The sequence below is a fragment of the Tepidibacillus sp. HK-1 genome (assembly GCF_001748485.2).
Classification (GTDB): Bacteria; Bacillota; Bacilli; order Tepidibacillales; family Tepidibacillaceae; genus Tepidibacillus_B; species Tepidibacillus_B infernus.
In genome coordinates this window covers 23,379-47,069 of sequence record NZ_BDGM02000010.1, presented here as the reverse complement: position 1 = coordinate 47,069, position 23,691 = coordinate 23,379, and the positions used below count along the sequence as shown (strand labels likewise).

Annotated in this window: 23 protein-coding genes; 1 reads left to right on the top strand and 22 read right to left on the bottom strand. The window is 34.5% G+C overall.

All coding sequences use genetic code 11. The annotated features are described in order from the left end of the window. Positions 1-20 precede the first annotated feature (20 nt). The 7 genes from BEN26_RS06755 to BEN26_RS06725 form a co-directional block, all read right to left on the bottom strand. The gene (locus BEN26_RS06755) at positions 21-1,610 is read right to left on the bottom strand and encodes a DEAD/DEAH box helicase (RefSeq protein WP_068723988.1); all 1,590 of its coding nucleotides are present in this window, start codon (positions 1,608-1,610) and stop codon (positions 21-23) included. A gap of 5 nt (positions 1,611-1,615) precedes the next feature. Continuing rightward, on the bottom strand, positions 1,616-2,863 hold the full coding sequence (locus BEN26_RS06750; protein ID WP_069799980.1) for a competence/damage-inducible protein A: 1,248 nt from the start codon (positions 2,861-2,863) through the stop codon (positions 1,616-1,618). 60 nt (positions 2,864-2,923) lie between these two features. Next, on the bottom strand, positions 2,924-3,508 hold the full coding sequence (gene pgsA / locus BEN26_RS06745; RefSeq protein ID WP_068723984.1) for a CDP-diacylglycerol--glycerol-3-phosphate 3-phosphatidyltransferase: 585 nt from the start codon (positions 3,506-3,508) through the stop codon (positions 2,924-2,926). Continuing rightward, entirely contained in the window at positions 3,492-4,838 is a 1,347-nt protein-coding gene (gene rimO, locus BEN26_RS06740) for a 30S ribosomal protein S12 methylthiotransferase RimO (protein WP_069799978.1), read from the bottom strand. Before rimO ends, pgsA begins: the two co-directional genes overlap by 17 nt. A gap of 106 nt (positions 4,839-4,944) precedes the next feature. After that, complete coding sequence (locus BEN26_RS06735; protein WP_068723978.1) at positions 4,945-5,838, bottom strand: helix-turn-helix domain-containing protein; 894 nt, start codon at positions 5,836-5,838, stop codon at positions 4,945-4,947. Positions 5,839-5,853: 15 nt separating this feature from the next. Beyond that, complete coding sequence (locus BEN26_RS06730; RefSeq protein WP_068723976.1) at positions 5,854-6,630, bottom strand: DUF3388 domain-containing protein; 777 nt, start codon at positions 6,628-6,630, stop codon at positions 5,854-5,856. A 128-nt stretch (positions 6,631-6,758) separates the two neighbouring features. Next, positions 6,759-7,010: a DUF3243 domain-containing protein gene (locus BEN26_RS06725; protein ID WP_068723974.1), complete on the bottom strand. Its 252-nt coding sequence runs from the start codon at positions 7,008-7,010 to the stop codon at positions 6,759-6,761. 156 nt (positions 7,011-7,166) lie between these two features. Here BEN26_RS06725 and BEN26_RS06720 point away from each other — a divergent pair, with 156 nt between their 5' ends. Continuing rightward, on the top strand, positions 7,167-7,982 hold the full coding sequence (locus BEN26_RS06720; protein WP_068723972.1) for a DUF116 domain-containing protein: 816 nt from the start codon (positions 7,167-7,169) through the stop codon (positions 7,980-7,982). On the opposite strand, the gene ymfI is transcribed toward BEN26_RS06720, so the two are convergent. The 15 genes from ymfI to rnjA form a co-directional block, all read right to left on the bottom strand. Further along, entirely contained in the window at positions 7,954-8,685 is a 732-nt protein-coding gene (gene ymfI / locus BEN26_RS06715) for an elongation factor P 5-aminopentanone reductase (RefSeq protein ID WP_068723969.1), read from the bottom strand. The two genes, BEN26_RS06720 and ymfI, sit on opposite strands and share 29 nt — an antisense overlap. Before the next feature lie 24 nt (positions 8,686-8,709). Further along, positions 8,710-9,978 (bottom strand): EF-P 5-aminopentanol modification-associated protein YfmH, encoded by a 1,269-nt coding sequence (gene yfmH / locus BEN26_RS06710; protein ID WP_069799976.1) that lies wholly within the window; start codon positions 9,976-9,978, stop codon positions 8,710-8,712. Further along, entirely contained in the window at positions 9,978-11,252 is a 1,275-nt protein-coding gene (yfmF, locus tag BEN26_RS06705; protein ID WP_069799974.1) for an EF-P 5-aminopentanol modification-associated protein YfmF, read from the bottom strand. The genes yfmH and yfmF overlap by 1 nt, the downstream gene beginning before the upstream one ends. A gap of 117 nt (positions 11,253-11,369) precedes the next feature. Then, the gene (locus tag BEN26_RS06700; RefSeq protein WP_181482231.1) at positions 11,370-11,513 is read right to left on the bottom strand and encodes a hypothetical protein; all 144 of its coding nucleotides are present in this window, start codon (positions 11,511-11,513) and stop codon (positions 11,370-11,372) included. 44 nt (positions 11,514-11,557) lie between these two features. After that, positions 11,558-12,316: a spore cortex-lytic enzyme gene (sleB, locus tag BEN26_RS06695; protein ID WP_069800121.1), complete on the bottom strand. Its 759-nt coding sequence runs from the start codon at positions 12,314-12,316 to the stop codon at positions 11,558-11,560. A gap of 30 nt (positions 12,317-12,346) precedes the next feature. Continuing rightward, positions 12,347-12,481, bottom strand: coding sequence for a hypothetical protein (locus tag BEN26_RS14100; RefSeq protein ID WP_255421869.1), 135 nt, complete (start codon positions 12,479-12,481; stop codon positions 12,347-12,349). A 128-nt stretch (positions 12,482-12,609) separates the two neighbouring features. Further along, positions 12,610-13,542 (bottom strand): ABC transporter permease, encoded by a 933-nt coding sequence (locus tag BEN26_RS06690; RefSeq protein ID WP_181482230.1) that lies wholly within the window; start codon positions 13,540-13,542, stop codon positions 12,610-12,612. Continuing rightward, positions 13,532-14,674, bottom strand: coding sequence for an ABC transporter permease (locus BEN26_RS06685; RefSeq protein ID WP_069799973.1), 1,143 nt, complete (start codon positions 14,672-14,674; stop codon positions 13,532-13,534). Before BEN26_RS06685 ends, BEN26_RS06690 begins: the two co-directional genes overlap by 11 nt. Then, positions 14,658-16,166 (bottom strand): ABC transporter ATP-binding protein, encoded by a 1,509-nt coding sequence (locus tag BEN26_RS06680; protein WP_069800118.1) that lies wholly within the window; start codon positions 16,164-16,166, stop codon positions 14,658-14,660. Before BEN26_RS06680 ends, BEN26_RS06685 begins: the two co-directional genes overlap by 17 nt. Before the next feature lie 115 nt (positions 16,167-16,281). Beyond that, positions 16,282-17,325, bottom strand: coding sequence for a BMP family lipoprotein (locus BEN26_RS06675; protein ID WP_069799971.1), 1,044 nt, complete (start codon positions 17,323-17,325; stop codon positions 16,282-16,284). A gap of 129 nt (positions 17,326-17,454) precedes the next feature. Continuing rightward, the gene (locus BEN26_RS06670) at positions 17,455-18,180 is read right to left on the bottom strand and encodes a GntR family transcriptional regulator (protein WP_068723956.1); all 726 of its coding nucleotides are present in this window, start codon (positions 18,178-18,180) and stop codon (positions 17,455-17,457) included. A gap of 110 nt (positions 18,181-18,290) precedes the next feature. After that, complete coding sequence (locus BEN26_RS06665) at positions 18,291-20,618, bottom strand: FtsK/SpoIIIE family DNA translocase (RefSeq protein WP_069799969.1); 2,328 nt, start codon at positions 20,616-20,618, stop codon at positions 18,291-18,293. Between the two features lie 105 nt (positions 20,619-20,723). Then, positions 20,724-20,987, bottom strand: a complete 264-nt coding sequence (locus tag BEN26_RS06660; protein ID WP_255421868.1) for a YlzJ-like family protein — start codon at positions 20,985-20,987, stop codon at positions 20,724-20,726. Then, positions 20,948-21,712: a ClpP family protease gene (locus tag BEN26_RS06655; protein ID WP_399168105.1), complete on the bottom strand. Its 765-nt coding sequence runs from the start codon at positions 21,710-21,712 to the stop codon at positions 20,948-20,950. The genes BEN26_RS06660 and BEN26_RS06655 overlap by 40 nt, the downstream gene beginning before the upstream one ends. A 92-nt stretch (positions 21,713-21,804) precedes the next feature. Beyond that, complete coding sequence (rnjA, locus tag BEN26_RS06650; RefSeq protein ID WP_220126419.1) at positions 21,805-23,484, bottom strand: ribonuclease J1; 1,680 nt, start codon at positions 23,482-23,484, stop codon at positions 21,805-21,807. Positions 23,485-23,691 lie beyond the last annotated feature (207 nt).

Below are 23,691 nucleotides of genomic sequence, written 5' to 3'. Positions count from 1 at the left end.
TTTATTCTCTTGCTGTTTAACTAAACTTTTTGTGATTTAGGTCTAGCAGGCTCTAAAACAATTCGATATCCATTTACTCTTGAATATCTTAAAGCCTCATATACAAATGGAGCTACTTCCTCAGGAACCTCAATAAATGAAAATTTTTCAAAAATGTTGATTTTACCAATCGATTGTGCTGGTATATCAACCTCCTCTGAAATCATATGAACAATCTCTTTCGGAGTTAACTCTACATTTCGTCCTATATTCATAAAAAACCTAACCATTCCAGGTCTCGCACCTGTTTCTCCAAAATCGTATTCATCTTGAACACTTTGGGAAAGAAATTTATCTACAAAAGCCAAGTTGAATGCAGCAGAAACAATTTCTTTCCAATCATATTGTTGCGCTAACTCGTCCAATAAAAGGTTAAAATCTGCTAACTTCTCTTGATTGTTTTCTATTATATCAATCAATTGTTTTTTCCATTGTTTCTGTTGAATCAATTTTAGTTCTTCAATAGTAGGTAATTCCTGTGGGGTGATTTTATTTTTTACTTCTTGTTCAATTGTTTTCAACAATTTGATTTCCCTTGGTGTCACAAGAGTAATGGCAATACCAGTCTTTCCAGCTCTTCCTGTTCTACCTATGCGATGGACATAACTTTCAGGATCTTGTGGGATATCATAGTTAATAACATGAGATACGTTCCCGACATCTATTCCCCGAGCAGCAACATCTGTCGCAATTAAAAATTCAATTGTTTTTTCCCTAAATCTCTTCATCACTTTGTCCCGTTGATTTTGGCTTAAGTCCCCATGCAAACCATCGACAATATATCCCCTTGCAAGCAATGATTCAGTTAGCTCATCCACAGTCTTTTTGGTTCGACAAAAGATAATACCTAAATCTACTTCGTGATGATCGATAATCCGACATAGACTATCTAATTTATTATTTTCCAAAACTTTATAATAAACTTGTTCAATAGAAGGTGCTGTGACTTCACCTCTGTTCATAGATATAACTTCAGGATTTTTTAAGTAGCGATTTGCTAGTTTTTTAATTTCATATGGCATGGTTGCTGAGAATAATAATGTCTGTCGATCATTAGGTGTCTTACGAATGATTTCTTCAATATCATCAATAAAACCCATGTCTAGCATTTCATCTGCTTCATCCAATACAAACATCTTTACATCCTGTAGTTGTAATGTGTTTTTACGTATATGGTCTAGAACTCTGCCAGGTGTACCTATTACAATATGTACTCCTTGTTTAAGTGCACGAATTTGATGTCCTATTGATTGTCCTCCATAAATAGGCAATACTTTAAGTCGTTTGTATTTGGCAATTTTCCTCAGTTCTTCTGATACTTGAATTGCTAATTCTCGAGTAGGAGTAAGAACAATACTTTGAACTTTTGGTTGTTTTGTAACGAGTTGAACGATTGGAATACCAAATGCTGCTGTTTTTCCTGTACCTGTTTGAGCATGACCAATTACATCTTTACCTTTTAATATGACGGGAATACATGCCTGCTGAATAGGAGAGGGTTCTTCAAATCCCATCTCATGAATAGCTCGATTAATATCTTGTTGTAACGATAATTGTGAAAATTGATTCATAAATCTTATGTCAACCTTTCTTTTAGTCTTTCCCATAAGTAATAATAAGCATATTTGGCTGCCCGGAGCTGAATAAATGTCCGACTTCCAGACAGATGGATTTCTTTTACTACCGTGTTCTTTCCTTTTTCACTAATTCCAATATAAATCAAACCAACTGGTTTATTTTCAACCGGATCAGGACCAGCAATACCGGTTATAGATACAGATAGATCAGTATTGAATAATTTACGGTTTTCATTTGCCAAAATTTCAGCAGTCTCCATGCTTACAGCACCCTTACTATCAAGAATTTCTATTGGCACATGAAGTATATGGTGTTTGATTTCATTATTGTAACAGATGACCCCGCCTTTATATACTTTTGAACTTCCAGAAATCCTTGTTAATTGTCTTCCAAGCAATCCACCTGTACAACTTTCTGCAGCAGATAAGGTTAACTGTAGGCGATCTAATAAGTGAAAAACAACTTCTTCTATTCCTTCCTCACCATTAGCATAATGGTGATTTTTCAAACGATGATGGATCTCATTTTCAACCGGTTCAATCATGCTTAAAGCTTCATTTTCTGTACTTGCATGTGCTGTTAAACGAATAGTTACTTCCCCATCTTTTGCCAAGGGTGCTATCGTAGGGTTCTCTTGTTTTTCTATCAAGTCAACAATCCTTTCTTCAAGGGCTGATTCGCCGATTCCCATAAATCTCATCACTTTGGAATAAAAAATATGTCCTTGGTATTGTTTTTTTATCCACGGTACAAGGTATCGGTCAACCATTGGTCTCATTTCACTTGGGGGTCCAGGAAGGAAAATATAATGAATTCCTTCCTTTTGAACAGCAATACCAGGAGCCAAACCGTGATCATTAGGAAAAATTTCACTTCCTTCAATCACCATTGCTTGTTTTTTATTGTTCTCTGTCATTGTGGTCTTTCTCTGTTCAAAAAAAGAAATGATCTTCGCAAATGAAGGCTCGTCAAGGACTATACGAAGATTTAACAACTCTGCAGCACTCTCTTTTGTAAGATCATCTTGTGTAGGCCCTAAACCACCTGTTAATATGATCAAGTTTGAACGTGTCTGAGCTTGTTTAATGACTTCTTTAAGTCGCTCACCGTTATCTCCAACAGTTACATGATAATAGATCGGAACCCCTAATTCAGCCATTTTTTGCGAGATATACTGTGCATTTGTATTTGCAATTTGCCCTAACAAAAGTTCTGTTCCTACTGCAATAACCTCACCTTTTAACATGACCGTTTTCCTTCCTTCCATTTCCAAAAGATAATAGTAGGCTATTACCTACTATTTTTCTTAACTGTGTTTAGTTATTCTAATCACATGCCTATTTTTCAGAAAATAATCAACACCTGAAAGAATCGTCATTAAAACAGCAATCCAAATCATCCATTGGTCTACGGCAATATTAAAATAAGAAAATGGAAAATTGTTAAGCATTAATAGGACAATCGCAATAATTTGTGTCACAGTCTTTAATTTGCCAAGTTTACTTGCCGCAATCACATTTCCTTCAGCTGCTGCAACTAGGCGTAAACCAGTGACTGCAAATTCTCTACTGATAATCACAATAGCAATCCAAGCAGGTAAACGTTGCATTTCAACAAGGGAAATGAGTGCAGCAGTAACTAGTAATTTATCTGCCAAAGGATCTAAAAATTTCCCTAGGTTCGTAACTAACTTTCTTTTTCTAGCAATATAACCATCTAAACCATCTGTACTGGCTGCAATAATAAAGATGATCGTCGCTATCAATTCACTGTATGTTGTAATTTTCCCAGCTATCATAATTTCTCCAAAATCAAATTTGATAAGTAGAAAAACCATGATTAGTGGAACTAAAAAAATTCTGGCAAGTGTAATTTTATTTGGAAGATTCACTTTCTATACCCTCCCCAAAGAGGTCAAATTCAAAAGAATGTGTAATTTTCACATTAACGATATCTCCAATATTTGCCTTGTTGATGCTCACAAATACTTCCCCATCAATTTCTGGAGCATCAAATTGTGATCTACCAACAAAAACTTGGCTTTTTTCGTCAAATTTTTCTAATAATACTTTTAATTCTTTACCTATAAAACGATCGTTTCTTTTTTTTGCGACTTCCCGCTGAACTTCCATCAAAATATTTGCTCTCTTCTCTTTTACATCTTGAGGGACTTGTTGAGGAAGGCGAGCTGCTGGGGAACCTTCTTCTTCCGAATAAGTAAAAACCCCTAAGCGATCAAATTGAACTTCCTGAACAAAATGAAGTAGCGATTGGAAATCCTCTTCAGTTTCTCCTGGAAATCCAACAATAATAGAGGTTCTTAATGCAACATCGGGAACACGAGTGCGGATTTTTTCAATTAATGCCCTTATATCGGTTTGTTGTCCAGGTCTACGCATTTTTTTTAGAATATGATCTTCACTATGTTGTAATGGCATGTCAATATATTTGCATAACTTGGGGTTCGTTGCAAAAAGCTCAATTAGTTCATCAGAAAAGTATCCCGGATACAGATAGTGAAGGCGAATCCATTCTAAGTCTTCAATCATTGATAATTCATTAATAAGTTCCGGTAACATTATTTTATCATATTTATCCATCCCATAATATGTAGTATCTTGTGCAATGATACTAATTTCTTTAACTCCTTGAGCAACAAGATCTTTTGCTTCGTTAATAATGGATGGAATTCCACGACTTCTAAACTTTCCTCTTAATGAAGGAATCACACAAAAAGTACAAGAATGGTCGCAACCTTCAGCTATTTTGATATAAGCAGAATAAAAAGGTGTTGATCGTTTTCGAGGTAAAGATTGTTCATAAGAAAATACTGGATTACCAATAAGAATTGGTTTTTTCCCAGCTAAAGAGTCTTTAATTACTTCTACTATTTGATCAAAGTCACCAGTGCCAACGATTCCGTCAATTTCAGGCATTTCCTTTAATAATTCCTCTTTGTATCGTTGGCTTAGACATCCTGTAACAATTAACGACTTTAACCTCCCAGTCGATTTGTAATCTGCCATATCTAATATGGTATTCACTGACTCTTCTTTAGAAGCATCAATAAAACCACAAGTATTAACAATAATAACATCAGCTTCATCTTTATTTTGTGTAATGGAGTAACCCTCTTTTTCCACTAAGCCTAACATAATCTCAGAATCTACTAAGTTTTTTTCACACCCTAAAGTAACAATTGACACCTTTTTTTGCTTCATTCATTCCCCCAACTTTCTACCAAGCCTTAATTCTTCACCAAGTATAATACAAGAAAAAAAAAGTGTCAAAAAGGCCTCAAAGAGGAGGCCTAGGTCTAGTCTGTTCCTATTGATTTACTTGTGTTGAAGGTTCCTTCCTTACTATAGAAATGTATTTGGGTCCATCTTCAATTCCTGCCTTTATTTTTTCATCGTTTATATAGAGTTCAACATTAGCAGCATAACCCAAATGAACCCATATTGGTTGGTCTAACTTTATTTTTTCAGTTTCTTGGCCATTGTTCATTATTCCTGTCATGATCTGTTTTCCCTTTGCATCAACTTGACGAATATCATACCAACTTTCTCCAATAAATTTTAATTGGAGTTCCACCTTTTCATTTACTGGTGCTAAAATTTCATATACATCCATTGGTCTATTTTTATAAGTAGAAGAATTTACCTTCGTTATTTGTAGATTAGACTTTGTTTGCTGGTTTTCTTTTCCAGGATTTATTGTTGAATTTTGCCCATTATTTGTAGAAGTTTGATCCTGTTCCTGTTTTTTAGGTGGTGGTTCTGTAGTGCTAAAGTCAATTTTCTCGATCGATTTCCCAGGTATGGTTTCTGGCTGTTTTTCAAAATTGGTAACGATAAACCTGTAAATAAACAATAAAATTAATCCTATTAAGATATAAACAAGGGATTTAACTAACCATTTTCCCCATTTTGATGGAGGTCCAGCCATGGATTGATAATCTTGGTGTATGGTGATCTCCTCAGGTTTTGAATAGTTAAGCGAGGATTCGTATTCTTCCAACACACTTGGGTCCAGTTCCAATACTTCTGCATAACTTTTAATAAAGGCTTTGGCATAAAATTGTCCTGGCAGTTTATCCAAATTCCCATCTTCTATTGCCTGAATATATCTTGAACGTATCTTCGTAATTTCTTGTATCTCTTCAATTGTATACCCCTTTTTTATGCGTACTTCTTTAAGCATATTTCCTAATTCAGACATAAATACACCTCCATTCTAACTAATATCAAAAGATGAAAATCCTGTGTTGATCAAATCGTAACTGATTTCCTCATCATTATGATTGCGTAGTTCAATGATATAATCGAAATCATCATTGTCAAATTCTGTTTCTCTAATAAAAATATCTGGGTGCTCAATTACTTTTGTTGCAGGCATTCTCATAATTTCTCTTACTAATGAATGGTGTCTTTCATTAGATCGAAGAGTAGATACGATTCCATCAATAATAAAAACATTATCTGTGTTAAATTCATCATCTGCTAATTGGTTTCTAACCGTTTGTCTAAGTAATGTAGAAGAGATAAAGGTCCATCGTTTATTCGCAGAGACACTACCAGCTACAACAGATTCCGTTTTTCCTACTCTCGGTATTCCTCTAATTCCAATTACTTGATGTCCTTGCTTCTTAAATATTTCGCTTAAGAAATCGACTAATAAACCTAGATCGTCTCTAGTAAAACGAAATGTTTTATTATCAGTTACATCCCTACAAATATACCGACCGTGTCTTACAGCAAGACGATCGAGTATAGTTAGAGGCCTGTAAGCAGTGATTGTAATATTTTCAATATATTTTAACACATCACCTAATAATTTGATTTTCTCTTCGTCATTCGTTTGAAGAATCATTCCTCTTTTTTGCAGGTCTACTCCATTTATTGTAACAATGTTAATAGACATCATACCCAAAATCGAAGAAATATCTCCTAATAGTCCCGGCCTATTTTTATGAATTTGATATTCCAGATACCATTGATGTTCAACATTCATTTTAAAACCTCACTCAGCTTAGTTTCATACTGTGAGTTATTCTACATCATGGATAGATTTCCTTTTAATTTTAAAAAAAAACTGAAAAAAAAGCCCCATCAGAGGGGCAATTTTTTGAAGGGTTTTTATTATTGTTTTTTATCAACCATATTTACCATAACTTGTGCTAATGTTTTTTGTTGCTCTTCGTTACTTGCATCCCATAATTCTTTTAATAATCTTTCTTCATTATTTTTTGGATCTACTTGTGCTGCTAAATAATCTCCTATCTGGTATGCAAGATTAGAAATGGTTTCATTATTCATTCCCATTTTTTGAGCTTGATCCACCCGTTCATTTAAAAAATTCTTCCAATTAGAAAAATTATCTAATACTGACATAGATTTTTTAACCTCCTGTTTAGAATTTTACGGATAGTTTTTCCGTTCATTTTGTAATATGTATGTTTTTAACATATTTTATACAAAAAAAGGTGAATAAAAAAGAATAATACGTTACAAAATATTGATATATTAACAATGAAAGGGATTGATGAAATGAATTCTAAGCAAGAATACGTTGAACTTAAACCAAGACGATTAGGTGATGAATGGGAAAATTGGAATGGGCAAATTGAACAAAATGAGGGGAATCTTGCAACAGATTCGAAATTATTTTTATCTCTAGTCTCACTCACAAATATCCTTTTACTAGGGTTGATTTGGACAGTCTATTTTTTTATACGACCTCATATATCTAATTTTATGACTCATAATTTTATAAATTGGCTTACAATCAGTATAACTGTTCTTATCCTTACTTATTTTATTTTGTTTCTATTAACATTATGGTTGAAAAAACCTTTTGTTTTTTATCTCAAAGATAAACAATTAGCAGATTTAATAATCACCAAAATCTCATTAGGAATAGGAAAAAAATTAGGTTTTTCATACGATCGGATCGTCCATTCCATGCTACAGGTTGGGAATCATTTGACACGTATTCTCTATCAACCGATTGCAAAAGATGAACTTTTAATTTTAGTCCCTCGTTGCTTATCAAAGCAAACGAGGGAAGAACTTATAGAGCTTACCAAAAGTTATCATTTAAACTTTCATATCGCAGCTGGTGGGTCGCAAGCGAGAGAAATATTAAAAGAAAAGAAGTCAAAAGGTATTATCGCTGTTGCTTGTGAACGTGACCTGTACGCAGGAGTAAAAGATGTGCCTTCACATATTCCAGTGCTTGCAATTGCCAACACTCGCCCAGAAGGTCCTTGCACAAATACATTAGTAGATTTGGATCAATTAAAATCATCGATTGATTTCTTTCTTGATGTAAAGCTTAATTCCAGCCACCATCGATATGAATAATTTGACCTGTTACGTAAGCGGAATTTGAATCTAAAAAATGATAAACCCATTCTGCAATTTCAGATGGACTAGCAAAACGTTGAAGTGGTATCTCTTTCTTCATTTCCTCAAGTTCCAGCTGAGAAAAATTCGCCATCATATCCGACATCACTATTCCTGGAGCAATTGCATTAACGGTAATGCCTGAAGGAGCAAGTTCTTTTGCTAGCGCTTTCGTGAATGTATTGATTGCTCCTTTTGCCATTGAATATAAAACTTCATTGGCTGCTCCTTTTTCACCCCAGATTGAAGAAATATTAACGATTCTCCCATATTTATTCTTTATCATTTCTGGAATCACTTTTTGTGAACAAAAATACGCACTCAATACATGTGAATGAATGACCTTTTGCCATTCCTTAAAACTGACATCTTGGATAAGACCATAATGAGAAATTCCTGCTGCATTTATAAGAATACTAGGATGTAACCCAAGTCGGGCAATATGTAAAAACAGATTATTGATCCCTTCTATTGTTGATAAATCTGCTTGTATCGTCCACAACCTAACCTGATGATTAATAAACTGTTGTTCTATTTCTTTTATTCGATCAAGATGTTGGTGATATTGCATAATAACTTCGATATTATTCAGTAGTAAATGTTTTGCAATTGCAGAGCCAATGGTACCTGAAGCACCAGTAACTAACGCTATATTTTTCATTCCCGTTTTTCTCCTCAGCTTTCCCTAAGAATGTACAATTGAAACAGCCATTTGCTCAAAATTGAAATGTTCTAGTTGAACTGTAATATCTGATAGGTTTAAACTCTCAAGAGTTGGCAATACATCAAACAATATCGCTTCATTAAAAATATATCGTGTAAATTCGTTTGCAATATATTCAGGGGAATTCATTTTCCTTAGGAAGTCCCCAATTTTCTTTTTCTTAACTCGATTAAAATCATCAAGATTTAACCCACCTGTTTTTTTCTTTTCTAATACCTCTTTCACTCGATTGATAAATTTGTCTGGATCCTTACTATTACCCCCAATTAAAGAAAAACCATATTGATTCTCTATTTGATATTCAAAGCCAAAATCTTCATCAATTAATCCTTGATCAAGAAGTTCCTGATATAAATCCGATCCAGTACCAAAGATCATTTCTAACAAAATTTGAATACCAAGTTCTCTTTTTAAAAAATCTTTACCAGTTAACCCAATTTGTTGATCTTTAAATCCAACTAAAACTTTTGGTATTGAAACTGTTAACTGAAGCTTGTTGCGATCTTTCACTTCAGCATCTTGTGGAGGGTAATTTCGCTCAACTTTTTTTCTTTTAGTAAAGACTTTTTGAGATTGATTTTCTTCAACTACTTTGAGAATTTCTATTGGATCAATTCCACCAACAATAAAAAGTACCATATTGCTTGGATGGTAAAATGTTTGATAACAAAGATCTAATTGTTCCTTTGTGATTTGATAAATAGATTCTACTGACCCAGCAATATCAATATGAATGGGATGGTTTGAATACAAAGATTGAATTAATCCAAAATAAAGTCTCCAATCTGGATTATCATCATACATTCTTATTTCTTGTGCGATAATTCCCTTTTCTTTCTCAACATTTTCATCTGTAAAATAAGGATGTTGAACAAAATCTAATAAGGTGTTAAGATTTTCCTTTACGTTTTGTGTGCTTGAGAAAAGATAGGTAGTTCGATCAAAGCTTGTAAAAGCATTAACTTGAGCTCCCTGCATTGCAAAACGATTAAAAATATCCCCATCTTCTTCTTCAAACATTTTGTGCTCCAAAAAATGAGCAATACCATCCGGTACATTAAACAACTGCCCATCTATCTTGAAAGAACGATCAATCGACCCATATCTAGTCGTAAAGGTTGCATATGTTTTTTGATAATCCTTTTTAGAGAGCACAAAAACACGTAATCCATTTGTTAACTGTTCTGAGTATACTGTTTCAGCTAATTGTTCAAAAAAGATTTTTTCCATCAAGATCTGTCCTTTCTATCTTTTAAAAAATAAATCGTATCTATTTTGATTTTTTGAGCTACTTGGGTAATCTCATCAATGGTTGTTCTTTCAATTCCCTTTAATATTTGATCCAAAGATCGATTTTTTTGACTTAATACAGAATGATATTCAAAGTCAATCAACTGTCTAGGACGATCAAGCATCTCTCTTAATTGATTAGATAAAACAGCCTTCGTTTGTTCAAATTCTTGGTTAGAGATCTGCCCATCTTTCATCAATTTCAATTGCTCTTTAATGATCTGAACTGCTTTATCATAATTTTCAATTTCAATTCCACTTTGGATGGTCATGATTCCTTTATGGCTATCCAATCTTGAAACAGCATAATAGGCTAAACTAGCTTTTTCCCTTACATTAACAAATAATTTAGAATGGGAAAAACCACCAAGGATTCCATTATATAAGAGCAATGCAACATAATCATCATCTTGAATACTTGTAAAGGTTCTTAAACCAATGTTTAATTTTCCTTGCTTCACATCAAGCTCTTCAACGATGACTTTCTCTTGATTAACGGGTACATGTACTTGTGTAGGAGACAATGATTTCACCTTACGATGATTAATATGAAACAGACGCTGAATCTCTAGTAACAGTTCTTCAGAGTTAAAATCCCCTACAATAAATAAATCAATAGGGGAAGTTTTTACCCAACTCTGGTAAAAGTCATACAAATTTTTAGCGGTTATATGATCCAAGTCTTCAATTTTCCCATCAGGTAAAAGGTGGTACCTTTCTTCCTTACACATATGATCGATCATCTTCATTTCAGCATATTGGATTTTATCATCCAAAATACTATTGATACGATTCGCTAATAATTGCTTTTCTGATTGGACAAAATCAGGGTTAAACCCCTCATCCACTGTATAAGGATTTGTTAACAAATCACTTAATAGGTGTAAGGACTGTGCTAATATATTTATTGCTTCTTTGATAAACTTTTCGTTTGCTACTTCTAAATTAAACTGGACGATTTGCTTTTCTCCTCTTTTAAAGACGTTGACATGGAATAATGCTCCATATAATTGATCTAATTTTTCTTGAATCATTTGATTTGAAAGTAAATGAGCAGTTCCTCTTTTCAAGATATTGGGGATCAACGATATTTTTGTAACATCCTCTTCTGTTAACTCTTGGACGATATTTAGAACAATCGTATTTGTTTTGAATTTATTTGTTTGCAAATAGTGAACCGTTATATTATTTATTTGAGAAGTAGATAGTCTCAACGGTAATACAACTCCTTCCTATTTCATCCAACTACCATCTTTCACCATATTCTCTATTATAATCTTTATTCTTGCCTTTACAAAATAAAAAGGAGGCTATTTACCCCCTTCTTCACTTTATAAATCACTTTCATAAATGACTTGGTCCTCTTTTATTTCGTTAATACGACCACAATTAGGATCTAAACAAAGCATTCCTTCAAATTGGCCATCTTTATAATACATTCCTTTATCACTACCACAATATTCACAATTCCACAAATAAATTCACTCCCGTAATAAATGGTCTATTATACTATCTTGTACTATTTTGCAAAAATATGTTTTCCAATTTTCTTAATCTGTGGTCTTGACCAGATCCAGCCAGATGTTGCAGTGTCAGGATTAAAATAATAGATCGCCCCCCCTGTTGGATCCCAACCATTTAAAGCATCTCTTACTGCTTTCTCAGCTGTTTTATTTGGGGTTAACCAAATCTGTCCATCAGCAACCGCTGTAAAGGCACCTGGTTCGAATATGACACCTGAAGGAGTATTTGGGAAAGAAGAGTGTTTCACCCGATTAAGAATAACGGCAGCCACAGCAACTTGACCAACATAAGGCTCTCCTCTAGCCTCCCCATATACTGCATTCGCCATCATTCGAATATCATTAGCTGAGAAACCTCCTCTTGAATAAGTAGATACCTTTCTAGTCGATGTAGGCTTTTTAGCTACCTTTTTGGGAGCAGTATATTCTGGCCGCCAGTGTTTCGTCGCTTTCCAAAGCTTTAACTTAGTCTTAGGACCAACAAGACCATCTATCTTTAAACCAAATTCATATTGGAAAAGGCGAACAGCTCTATACGTTCTTAAGCCGAAGACCCCATCAACTGGTCCAGTATAAAATCCTAATAATTTTAATCTACCTTGTAATTCGTAAACATCTCCGCCTCTCATTCCTCGGACTAAAATAGTTTTACCAAAGGATTCTTGGTCCGATTTAAACCATTCATCATATGAAACATAGATAACTGTTAACGCTAATGTGATTGAAAGCAGGATAGCTAACATTCGTTTGTTCATGTTGATTCCTCTTTCTTTCATAAATTAATTTTACTCCTTTATATTCGGTCTTTCAGGATGCATTGGCGGCTCAAATGGCTCAGCTTCTGGAGGGGCAGGAGGAAATACCTCTGGTTGATTGATATGTTCTATTTCTGGGAATTTGGCTCTAATTCGTATAAACATTTTCTCATCCTCCTTAACATTTTTGCTTAGGTTTATCTTTCCCCATTTATCATAATTTTTACATGAAATCTTGATACAATAAAAAACAGTCCTTTCAATCATGAAAGGACTGTTTTTTATTGCTTCTTTTAACGTTGATCTTTTTCATAAGGTATCCCATCTGCTGCAGGAGCAACTGCTCTCCCTACAAAACCCATAAGAATAATTAATGTTAATACATATGGTAACATCGCTAAGATTTGCGAAGAAATTTGTATACCTGTTCCTCCAAGGTAAACGATTAGACCTTGTGCTGCCCCAAATAAGAGAGATGCCCACATTGCCCCTTGAGGCTTCCATTTACCAAAAATCATTGCAGCTAAAGCAATAAAACCTTGCCCAGAAATTAAGGTAGGTCTGAAATTAGAGACAACAGCAATGCTCATTGCCGCTCCACCAAAACCTGCAAAAACTCCTGACATAATCACAGCTAAATATCTAATTCTATAAATGTTAACACCCAACGTATCAGCTGCTTTTGGATGTTCACCAACTGCTCGTATTCTTAGACCAAGTTTCGTTTTGTAAAGGGTATACCAAATAACAAGTACAAGAAAAAAAGCAAGATAGACGGTTGCATACTGATTAAACACTAGATCTAAAAAAGAATTTTGTGGAAATACCCCATCAAAGGGTCTTGGAATTTTATTAGTTAATGGTATTGGCTTTGTCATCGTTGCCCCGTCAAAGAATAAACGACTTAAAAACAAAGCTAGTCCTGGGCCAAGAAAGTTAATGGCAATACCAGATACCACTTGATCAGCAGCAAAAGTGACAGAAGCAATAGCATGAAATAATGCTAATACACCTCCTGCAATTCCAGCAGACAAAAATCCTATCCACGGATCACCTGAAAAATAACCCACTGTTGCCCCAGTAAAGGCGCCAATCGTCATCATTCCTTCAAGTCCAATGTTAACCACTCCCGAATTCTCTGAGATGACTCCACCTAAAGCTGTATAAATAAGTGGTGTTGCATACATCAAAGTAGTTCCAATAATAAATGCTAAACTATCTAACATCTTGTTCACCTCGTTTCTTACTTCTTAGCGACAGCATCATTTTAATAAACTTTGGAATAGCAATAAAGAATACAATCGTACCCATTACAATGTTTACGACCTCTGATGGGGCACCTAAAGCAGACTGGATTTTAGGTCCCCCATACTTAAGACCACCAAATAATAGACCAGCTAAAACACTACCTAAAGCTGTATTACTCCCAATTAGTGATACAGCGATTCCATCAAATCCATAACCTTCCATCGCAGCTAATACTGCAACTTTTTTCGTAACACCTAATACTTGAACAGCACCAGCCATCCCTGCTAAGGCACCAGCAATCATCATGGAGATAATAATACTTTTTTTCACACCAATTCCACCATACTCAGCAGCAAATTTGTTAAATCCCACTGATCGTAATTCATATCCCAATGTCGTTTTATTTAAAATAAACCAGACTAAGATTGCTAGTAAAATAGCTATAATAAATCCTAAGTTAATTGGTGCTCTCATCATATCAGCCAAAAATGGAAAGTTTCTAAGCCATTCTCTACCAGCTTCAGATAATTTCCATTTTTCCAAAAGTCCTATGCTAGCAGTACTTAAAACTTCATAAGATGCCTCACTTTGAGGTTTTTTAAAGCCTTCCAACATCACAACATAGTTATTTAGATATAATGCGATCCAATTCAACATGATTGTTGAAATAACTTCATGAACACCAAATTTTGCTTTTAAAAAACCTGAAATACCTCCCCACAATCCTGCAGCAGTAGCAGCCAAAACAAATACCACAAGGACATGGATAACTGGGGGCAACTTTAAAAAGTAACCTGTCAAAGCTGCTGTTAATGCCCCAATAATAAACTGTCCTTCAGCACCAATATTAAATAGTCCTGTACGAAAGGCAAAGGCAACAGATAAACCTGTCATAATGAGTGGTGTAGCGTAAATAATAGCGTATGCAATATATTTGGGTTTACTAAATATCCCTTTAAACATGACACTATAAGCTTCAAACGGATTATATCCTGCAATTGACAGTACGATGGCACCTATAATTAAGCCGATCAAAATAGAAATCAACGTAAAACCAAAGGTTCCGGAAAATAAACTTAATAATTTGCTGTTTTTATTTTTTTCCAACATCGACACCACCTCCTGCCATCATTAGTCCTAATGTGTTTTCATCAGCTTCTTTTGCATCAACAATTCCTACAATCTTTCCTTCATAGATTACGGCAATACGGTCTGATACATTCATTACTTCATCAAGTTCTAAAGACACTAAAAGGACTGCTTTATTTTTATCTCTTTGTTCCACTAAAGCTTTATGCACATATTCAATAGCACCTACGTCAAGTCCGCGCGTAGGTTGTGCTGCGATTAGCAGGTCAGGGTCATTTGTTACCTCACGAGCAATGATCACTTTCTGTTGGTTCCCACCAGACAGAGATCTTGCTTTGGCATTTTCATCTGTTGGCCTGATGTCGAATTTTTCGATCAACTCTTTTGCAAACTCTTTTATCTTATCATGATTTAATATTCCTTTTTTTGCAAAAGGTTCCTTGTGATAATTTTCTAGAATCATATTTTCAGCAACGGTGAAGTCAAGTACAAGACCTCTTTTTTGTCGATCCTCCGGGATTGTAGATATCTTATTTTCAATGATTTCTTTTGGTATTCGATTGGTAATATCTTTACCATTAATTGAAATCCTGCCAGATTCAATCTTTCTAAGGCCAGTTATGGCTTCAATGAGTTCGCTTTGACCATTTCCATCTACACCAGCAATTCCAAGTATTTCTCCAGCATATATTTCAAGGGACAATCCGTTGACGGCATTAATTCCCCTATTGTCTTTTACCACAATGTTTTCAATAGAGAAAACTGGTTTTCCAGGTTCTCTTTCTTCTTTTTCCACCTTGAAACTTACTTCTCTGCCTACCATTTTAGCAGCCAATTCCTCTTCAGTTGTATCACTTACATCAACAGTATCAATATGTTTCCCTCTTCTTATAATCGTACAATAATCTGCTGCCATCTTAATTTCTTTCAATTTATGGGTTATGATAATGACAGATTTGCCTTCACCAGTTAAATTACGAATGATTTGAATCAATTCATTGATTTCCTGCGGTGTTAAAACAGCAGTAGGTTCGTCCAAAATTAAGATATCGGCTCCACGATATAAAGCCTTTAAAATCTCAACTCTTTGTTGCATCCCAACCGTAATATCTTCAATTTTTGCATTAGGATCAACATGTAATCCATATTTTTCAGACAAATATTGAACATCCTGAATCGCCTTTTGCATATCTAGTTTGCCGAGTACCTTGGTTATTTCCATTCCCAAGATAATATTTTCTGCAACTGTAAAGGGTTCTACCAGCATAAAATGTTGATGAACCATTCCAATACCATGTTTAATCGCTACGTTTGGATTTGTAATATCAATCTTTTTTCCTTTAATATATATTTCACCAGACGTAGGTTGATAAAGTCCATATAAAATGTTCATTAACGTTGATTTACCAGCACCGTTCTCTCCTAATAATGCATGGACTTCTCCTTTATGAACAGTTAGATTTATATCGTCATTTGCTTTAAAATTTCCAAAAATCTTAGTGATGCTTTTCATCTCAACAACTTTATCCTGGAAATCTATGTGATTCAAAGAAGAACCCTCCAATCCAATCTACATATCGAAACAGCTCAGACAATTGTCCGAGCTGTTAAGTTTTTCTTTACAATTATTATTTTACTTCAAATTTATCAAAGGTTTCTTTATTGTAAGGTACTTCAATTTCCCCATTGATAATTTTTTCTTTCAAACCATTTACTTCATCTAAAATTTCTTTAGGAACGTGTTTGTCAGAGGATGGTGCAATATCGACTGCTCCTTCAGCTAATCCTAAAACGACGGTTTGCCCACCAGGGAAATTCCCTTCTTTGAGCTGTTTTACAATGTTGTAAATACCGTTATCTACACGTTTCATCGCAGAAGTAATCACATTATCTGGCGCTAAGTTATTTTGGTCTCTATCAACACCAATTGCGAATTTTCCTTGTTCTTTAGCAGCTTCAATAACTCCATCACCTACACCACCTGCAGCATGGAAAACGATATCTGCTCCGTCTTGGTACATGGAGTTTGCGATTGCTTTACCCTTTGCAGAGTCTGTAAAGGATTCAGCATATTGTCTTAAAACAGTAACATTAGGGTTTGCATACTTCACACCTGCTTGGAAACCATAATCAAAACCATCGATTACAACGCCTTCAATACCACCAACAAAACCAACTTTTCCAGTCTTGGTCATCTTACCAGCAATATAACCAACTAAGAAAGAAGCTTGTTCTGCTTTAAATACTACCCCAACTAAGTTCTCTGGAGTTTGATCATAAGCGTAGTCAATAATTGCATATTTTTGATCTGGGTTTTTTTGAGCTTCAGCAAGAATAGTATCTCCCATTTTGAAACCAATTCCCCAAATTAAATCATTTTCTTCGTCTAATAATTGTTCCATATTTGGTGCATAATCAGCATCTTGTTTTGATTCTTTGTAAGAAGCTTTAATTCCAAGTTCTTGTTCTGCTCTTTGTAGTCCTTCCCATGCAGACTGGTTAAAGGATTGGTCATTCACACCACCAACGTCAGTAACCATTGCAACTTTTAACTGTTTTTCTGTTGCTTGTTGGTCTGGTTTTTTTGTTTCTTCTTTATCAGCACCACAACCTACTAAAAAGGTAGTCATAGCAAGAGTAAAAATAAGCATTAATGTGAAAAATTTTTTCATAAATTTAACCCCCAATTTAATTTTAAATAATGTTAAAAATAAATTGAACTCATTGAATTCCTATCTAAATTATTAACACCTCCTTACAAAAGAAAACATCATTTATGTTTTCTTTAATTGTCTTACTTTTTATCTTTTTCTCAACACCTGAAATCTAAACTTGTCTGCCCTAAAATAATTGATTGAGAATAATACTGGACGATCGCTCATATCAAAATGGAGCTGTTTTAAAATCAATAATGATGATTCAGGTGGTGAATGTAATAATGGCGAAATTTTTTCATGATAACCTATTGGAATAATTTCTGTAATGGCATGGGAAATAAAAATATTAGCATGTTGTTCAAGGCTTTTAAATACAGAACCATATTGGTGAAAATCAAAATCTTTCGTTAATATACTATCGGGAATTTTATCAATACAATAAACAACAGGCTCTTCGTCTGCAGTTCTGATCCTTTCAACTCTTAGAACAAGATCTGAATCATCGAGATGGAAAGTTTTTATATCTTCTTGTGTTGCAGACGCAAAAGCTTTGTTTACATAAATAGTACCTGCTTTCTGTCCATTCTTTTCAATCATTTGAGTGATACTAAATAATTCTTCAATACCACTTGTATATACAGGTTTAGCATTGATAAATGTTCCAACTCCGTGTTTACGTGTAATGATATTCTCATCTTCAAGAATTCGAAGAGCTTCACGCAAGGTAGCACGACTTATTCCCAAATCTTTAGATAACTCAAACTCTGATGGAAGTTTCTGCCCAGGCTTTAAGATTCTTTGTTCAATATCTTGCTTAATTTTATCGATAACCAATAGATAAAGAGGCCGTGGATCAGATCTTAAGGACATTAAAAAGCATTCCTTTCATATTAGACGTCTGACGTTATACTACATTAACATCTCACATTTATTTTCACTTTTTTTAAACAAAAAATCAACAAAAATTTCTATGAAAGCATTTAAATTGGGATCTTCATTTGTTGATACTGATCGATGCTAATAAGAACAGTACGTGGTTTACTTCCCTCATAAGGGCCTATAATACCTCTCTTTTCCATTTCATCAATCAATCTTGCAGCTCTAGTATACCCAACTCGCAACCTTCGCTGCAACATGGATACAGATGCTTGTTTTGTTTCAACCACTAATTCTACAGCTTCATAAAATAGGTCATCAAGAACCTCATCGACTTCTTCAGCTTCATTTGGCTTATTTAGTTCCGTAACAATTCCTTCTTGATAATTTGCTTGTTGTTGTTCTTTCACATATTGAACAACAGCCTCCACTTCAAGATCAGTTATAAATGCTCCTTGAACACGAACAGGTTTCGAGTAGCCCACAGGAAAGTAAAGCATATCCCCTCTACCAAGTAATTTTTCAGCTCCCCCCATATCTATGATCGTTCTTGAATCAGTTTGGGAAGAAACCCCAAAGGCAATTCGTGAAGGTATGTTTGCTTTAATCAAGCCAGTAATAACATCAACTGAAGGACGTTGTGTTGCAACAATTAAATGAATTCCTGCAGCCCTAGCTTTTTGAGCCAAACGAATAATTGCATCTTCTACATCATTTGGCGCAACCATCATTAGGTCTGCTAGTTCATCAATGATAACAACGATATATGGCAAAATTTGCGCCTTTTCAGGACTTTCATCGATAAGAAGTGCATTATATCTTTCGATATCACGTGCACCTTTTTCAGCAAAGCTTTCATATCTTTTTTCCATTTCATTCACAATCATTTTTAAAGCCTTTGATGCTTTTTTTGGATCAGTTACAACTGGTGATAAAAGATGGGGGATCCCATTATAAACATTAAGTTCAACCATCTTGGGATCAATCATTAAAAACTTTACTTCACTTGGTTTTGCTTTATATAGAATACTTACAATCATTGAATTAATACATACACTTTTACCTGATCCAGTAGCACCAGCTACTAATAAATGGGGCATTTTTGATAAATTCCCAATAATAGGTTCACCAGATATATCTCTACCTAGTCCGAGACTTAGTTTTGACTTAGATTCATAAAATGCTTGACTTTCTAGTACCTCTTTCAGAGTAACCACTGCAATTTCTGAGTTAGGAACCTCAATTCCTATTGCTGCTTTTCCTGGAATAGGTGCTTCGATTCGAATATCTTTTGCCGCAAGAGATAAAGCAATATCATCAGCTAAATTGACGATCCTACTAACTTTTACACCTACATCAGGTTGAATTTCAAAGCGTGTAACGGCAGGACCTCTATGTATTTGTGTTACTCGTGCTTTTACACCAAAACTTTCTAAAGTAGATTCTAATTTTTTTGCATTATTACTAATATCTTTAAATTCTTCTCCTTGTTCTTGAAATTCAGGAGAATTTAAGATATGAAAGGGAGGCATAAAATAATTTTTCTCTTCATTTTGTAAAGAAATCCCACTTAATTCAATTTCTTGATTATCGTCACCCTCTTGATTTTCTAGTTCTAAATCCATATTTAAAGGATGTGTATTATGATTAATTGTTGACTGGTTTGTTGACACGTTTCGATCCATAAAATCATGAATAATGGGTTCTTCGTAATGGTCAAAGTGATTAGAATTTGGTTCATTTTCTATATGCTCTTCATTATTTTTTTGTGGTAATTTTCTTCTTTTTGCTTTGGGTTGTTTTTGATTAAGTAATAAAAGAAAATCCTTGACTTTTTCCTCTAATACAGTTATTTGGTTTTGGAAAAAGAGCTTTATTTTTTTAAATAGCTCTACATAAGAAAAATGAAAGAAAAGAAGTATTCCTACCAAAATAAGTGCCACTAATATTACTTTTGTTCCTGAATGGTCAAAAAGGTAATTAAATAGCTGATAAAATAAAGCTCCGACCATTCCACCACCCAAATCAACATTCCCATGATCTTTCATTTCCAGAACAAATTGCTGCCATGTTGCTTTTAAGACTCCAATATCTTTATACATCCCATTTAGTTGAATATTTTCGACAAAAACTACATGGTTTAAGATAATAAGTGAAATATAAATCAAGAGTAGGCCAATTTTTCTCATAGACCAATGAAAAGAAAATTTTCTTTTGGTCATTAAGTATAACGAAAGGTATAGGCCAATTAAACTAAGAGTAAAATCCCATTGTCCCACTAAAAATCGAAAAAAAAGATTTAGGTAATCGCCAATATAGCCCATTTTGGATAATTCTATAATAAATAACACAAAAAGTAATATACCGTAGGCTTCGAATTTAAGATGTTGTTTCATTCTTTGTTTTCTATTTTTTTTCCTTTTTGTAACCATTATTTTTTCTCACCCGTTTTCCAATCAGCTTCCTTATAAAAAGCAGCCTACCTAGGCTGCTTTTTATAAGCATTATAACATGGAAAACAAGGAAACAACAGGCAATTAATGAGAGTCAGAAAAATTAAAATAAAGAGTTTGACCAGGTTGATATTTGGGATTCAAATAATCTTGTGCCACAGGACTAATCAATCTAACAATTTTTGCCTGATAATCCGATGTTGGTTCTACAATCATTGTCATATGTCCCATTTGTACCTCTTTGTAGTTAAGTTTCATTTGGTCAAATCCATCAAAAACGGTTTCAATTGGAATCGTGCTATAAAAAATCATTGTACCACGCCCTGTCTTGCTTTCGTTTCTTTCCACTCAGCAATCCTTCTATTTAGTTCCTTAATCGCATCGCCAAGTCCACCAACTGCATCGATCAACCCGTATTTTACAGCATCCGTTCCTACAACATTAGTACCAATATCACGAGTTAGCTCACCAGTTTTAAACATGAGTTCCTTAAATTTTTCTTCAGATATTTTGGAATGTTGTGTTATGAACCTAACCACTCGATCCTGCATTTTATCTAAGTATTCAAACGTCTGTGGAACACCAATCACCAAGCCTGTTAGACGTACAGGATGGATCGTCATTGTGGCTGTTTCTGCAATAAACGAGTAATCGGAACTAACTGCAATAGGTACTCCGATAGAATGGCCTCCCCCAAGAACAAGCGTTACGGTTGGTTTTGATAATGAGGAAATCATTTCGGCAATCGCTAGCCCTGCTTCTACATCACCACCAACTGTATTTAATGTGATTAAAATGCCTTCAATTTTTGGATTTTGTTCTGCTGCAATTAATTGGGGGATAATATGTTCATACTTAGTTGTTTTATTTTGTGGTGGAAGCACAATGTGACCTTCTATTTGTCCGATGATGTTTAGGGAAAAAATATTGGTTTCTATACTTGGAACATTTGTCTGGCCAAGATTCTGAAGGGTATCCATTAACGTTTTTTGTTTTTGCTGTTCTTGCAGGTTTGGTTGTTCTTCTTCAGATTCTTCCATTGACGTTTTATTAAGATTTAATTCCATATTCATTTCCATTCCTCCTTATGTTTGTAGTATAACTGCAGTTACAAAAAATCATACAAAGGAAAAGAGCAACCATTTAATTTGGCTGCTCTTTTTTATTAAACTTCCATGATAATTGGTAAAATCATTGGCCTTCTTCTTGTTTGTTCATATAAGAACCTTCCTAATACATCTCTTACACTATTTTTTAATGAAGACCATTCATTCACGTTCTCTATCATTAATTTTTGTAAAGTGACAGTGACAAGGCGATTTGCTTCTTCTAAAAGTTCCTCAGATTCACGAACGTATACAAATCCTCTAGAAATAATGTCTGGACCCGATAAAATCGTAGCATTTTGTTTGCTAAGTGTAACTACAACAACTAATATACCATCTTGAGACAATAGTTTACGATCTCTTAAAACAATATTGCCGACATCCCCAACACCTAATCCATCAATTAAGACATTCCCAACTGGAATCTTTGAACCATAACGGGCCTTACCGTTAGAAATCTCTATGGTATCCCCATTATCTAACAGAAAAATATTTTCTCTTGGTATTCCGATGGATTCAGCTAAATCAGAATGAAGGCGTAACATTCGATATTCACCATGAATAGGAATAAAAAATTTTGGGCGCATAAAATTTAACATTAATTTTAATTCTTCCTGGCTTCCATGACCAGAAACATGTACTCCTGAGATCGAACCACCATATATCACATTGGCACCGATTCTAAACAATTGGTCAACAGTTCGAGCGACATATTTTTCATTTCCCGGTATAGGGGTTGCAGAGATGATGACAGTATCACCAGGCATGATATCAAGTTTTCGATGAGTTGAACGTGCCATACGTGTCAAAGCGGACATTGGCTCACCTTGACTACCCGTTGATAAGATAACAACACGATCAGCAGGTAATTTATTAATTTCATCTACATCCACAATCATACCTTCAGGGACGTGAAGATAACCCAACTCAATACCGATATTCACAACATTCACCATGCTCCGACCTACAATGGTAATCTTTCTATCGTAGGCGACTGAAGCATCAACAACTTGTTGAATTCGATGAATATTAGAAGCAAAAGTGGCCACAATGATTCTTTGTTTTGCTTTTCTAAAGACTTCACTAATGGACTCTCCCACTGAACGTTCAGATCCTGTATGTCCTTCACGTTCAGCATTAGTACTATCTGATAATAGAGCCAATACACCTCTTTTGCCAATTTCAGCCATTTTGTGAATATCCGCCATTTGATTATTTACAGGTGTCAAATCAAATTTAAAGTCCCCAGTATGTACCACAACACCTTCAGGAGTATCAATCACTACTCCAACTGCATCTGGTATGCTATGGTTCACTTTAAAGAATGAAACTTTTAATGCCCCCAATTGAATTTCCGACTCATTGTTCACTAAAATAAGCTTAGATTCACTGAGAATATTTGCCTCTTTTAATTTACTTTCTACAAGACCGAGCGTTAATTTAGTTCCATATACCGGTACGTTGATCTCTTTTAATACATACGATAACCCGCCAATATGATCTTCGTGGCCATGGGTTAGAATGATGGCTCTTACCTTTTCTTTATTTTCAACAAGGTAAGAAACATCGGGGATGACCAAATCAATTCCGAGCATCTCCTCTTCTGGAAACTTCAATCCAGCATCCACAACCACGATATCATCAGCGTATTGTATGACATACATGTTTTTGCCAATTTCGCCTAATCCGCCCAGAGCGAAAATAAGCAATCTTTCTTTATTGTTCTTTGGCAACTTCATACCTCCTATATTCAGTTGTAGTTACACAAAAAACCGCACAAGTCACTTGAAATTATTATACATGAATGAAAACATAAAAAACAAGTAATGTTTTTTTTTAAAAAGTGTCTTCTATTTACTATAGTATGACCAGCAATTTTTTCTGATGAAGTTTTAGAACATAAAAAATAGGGATACATAGATCCCTAAAAATCAAAAATAATTTAT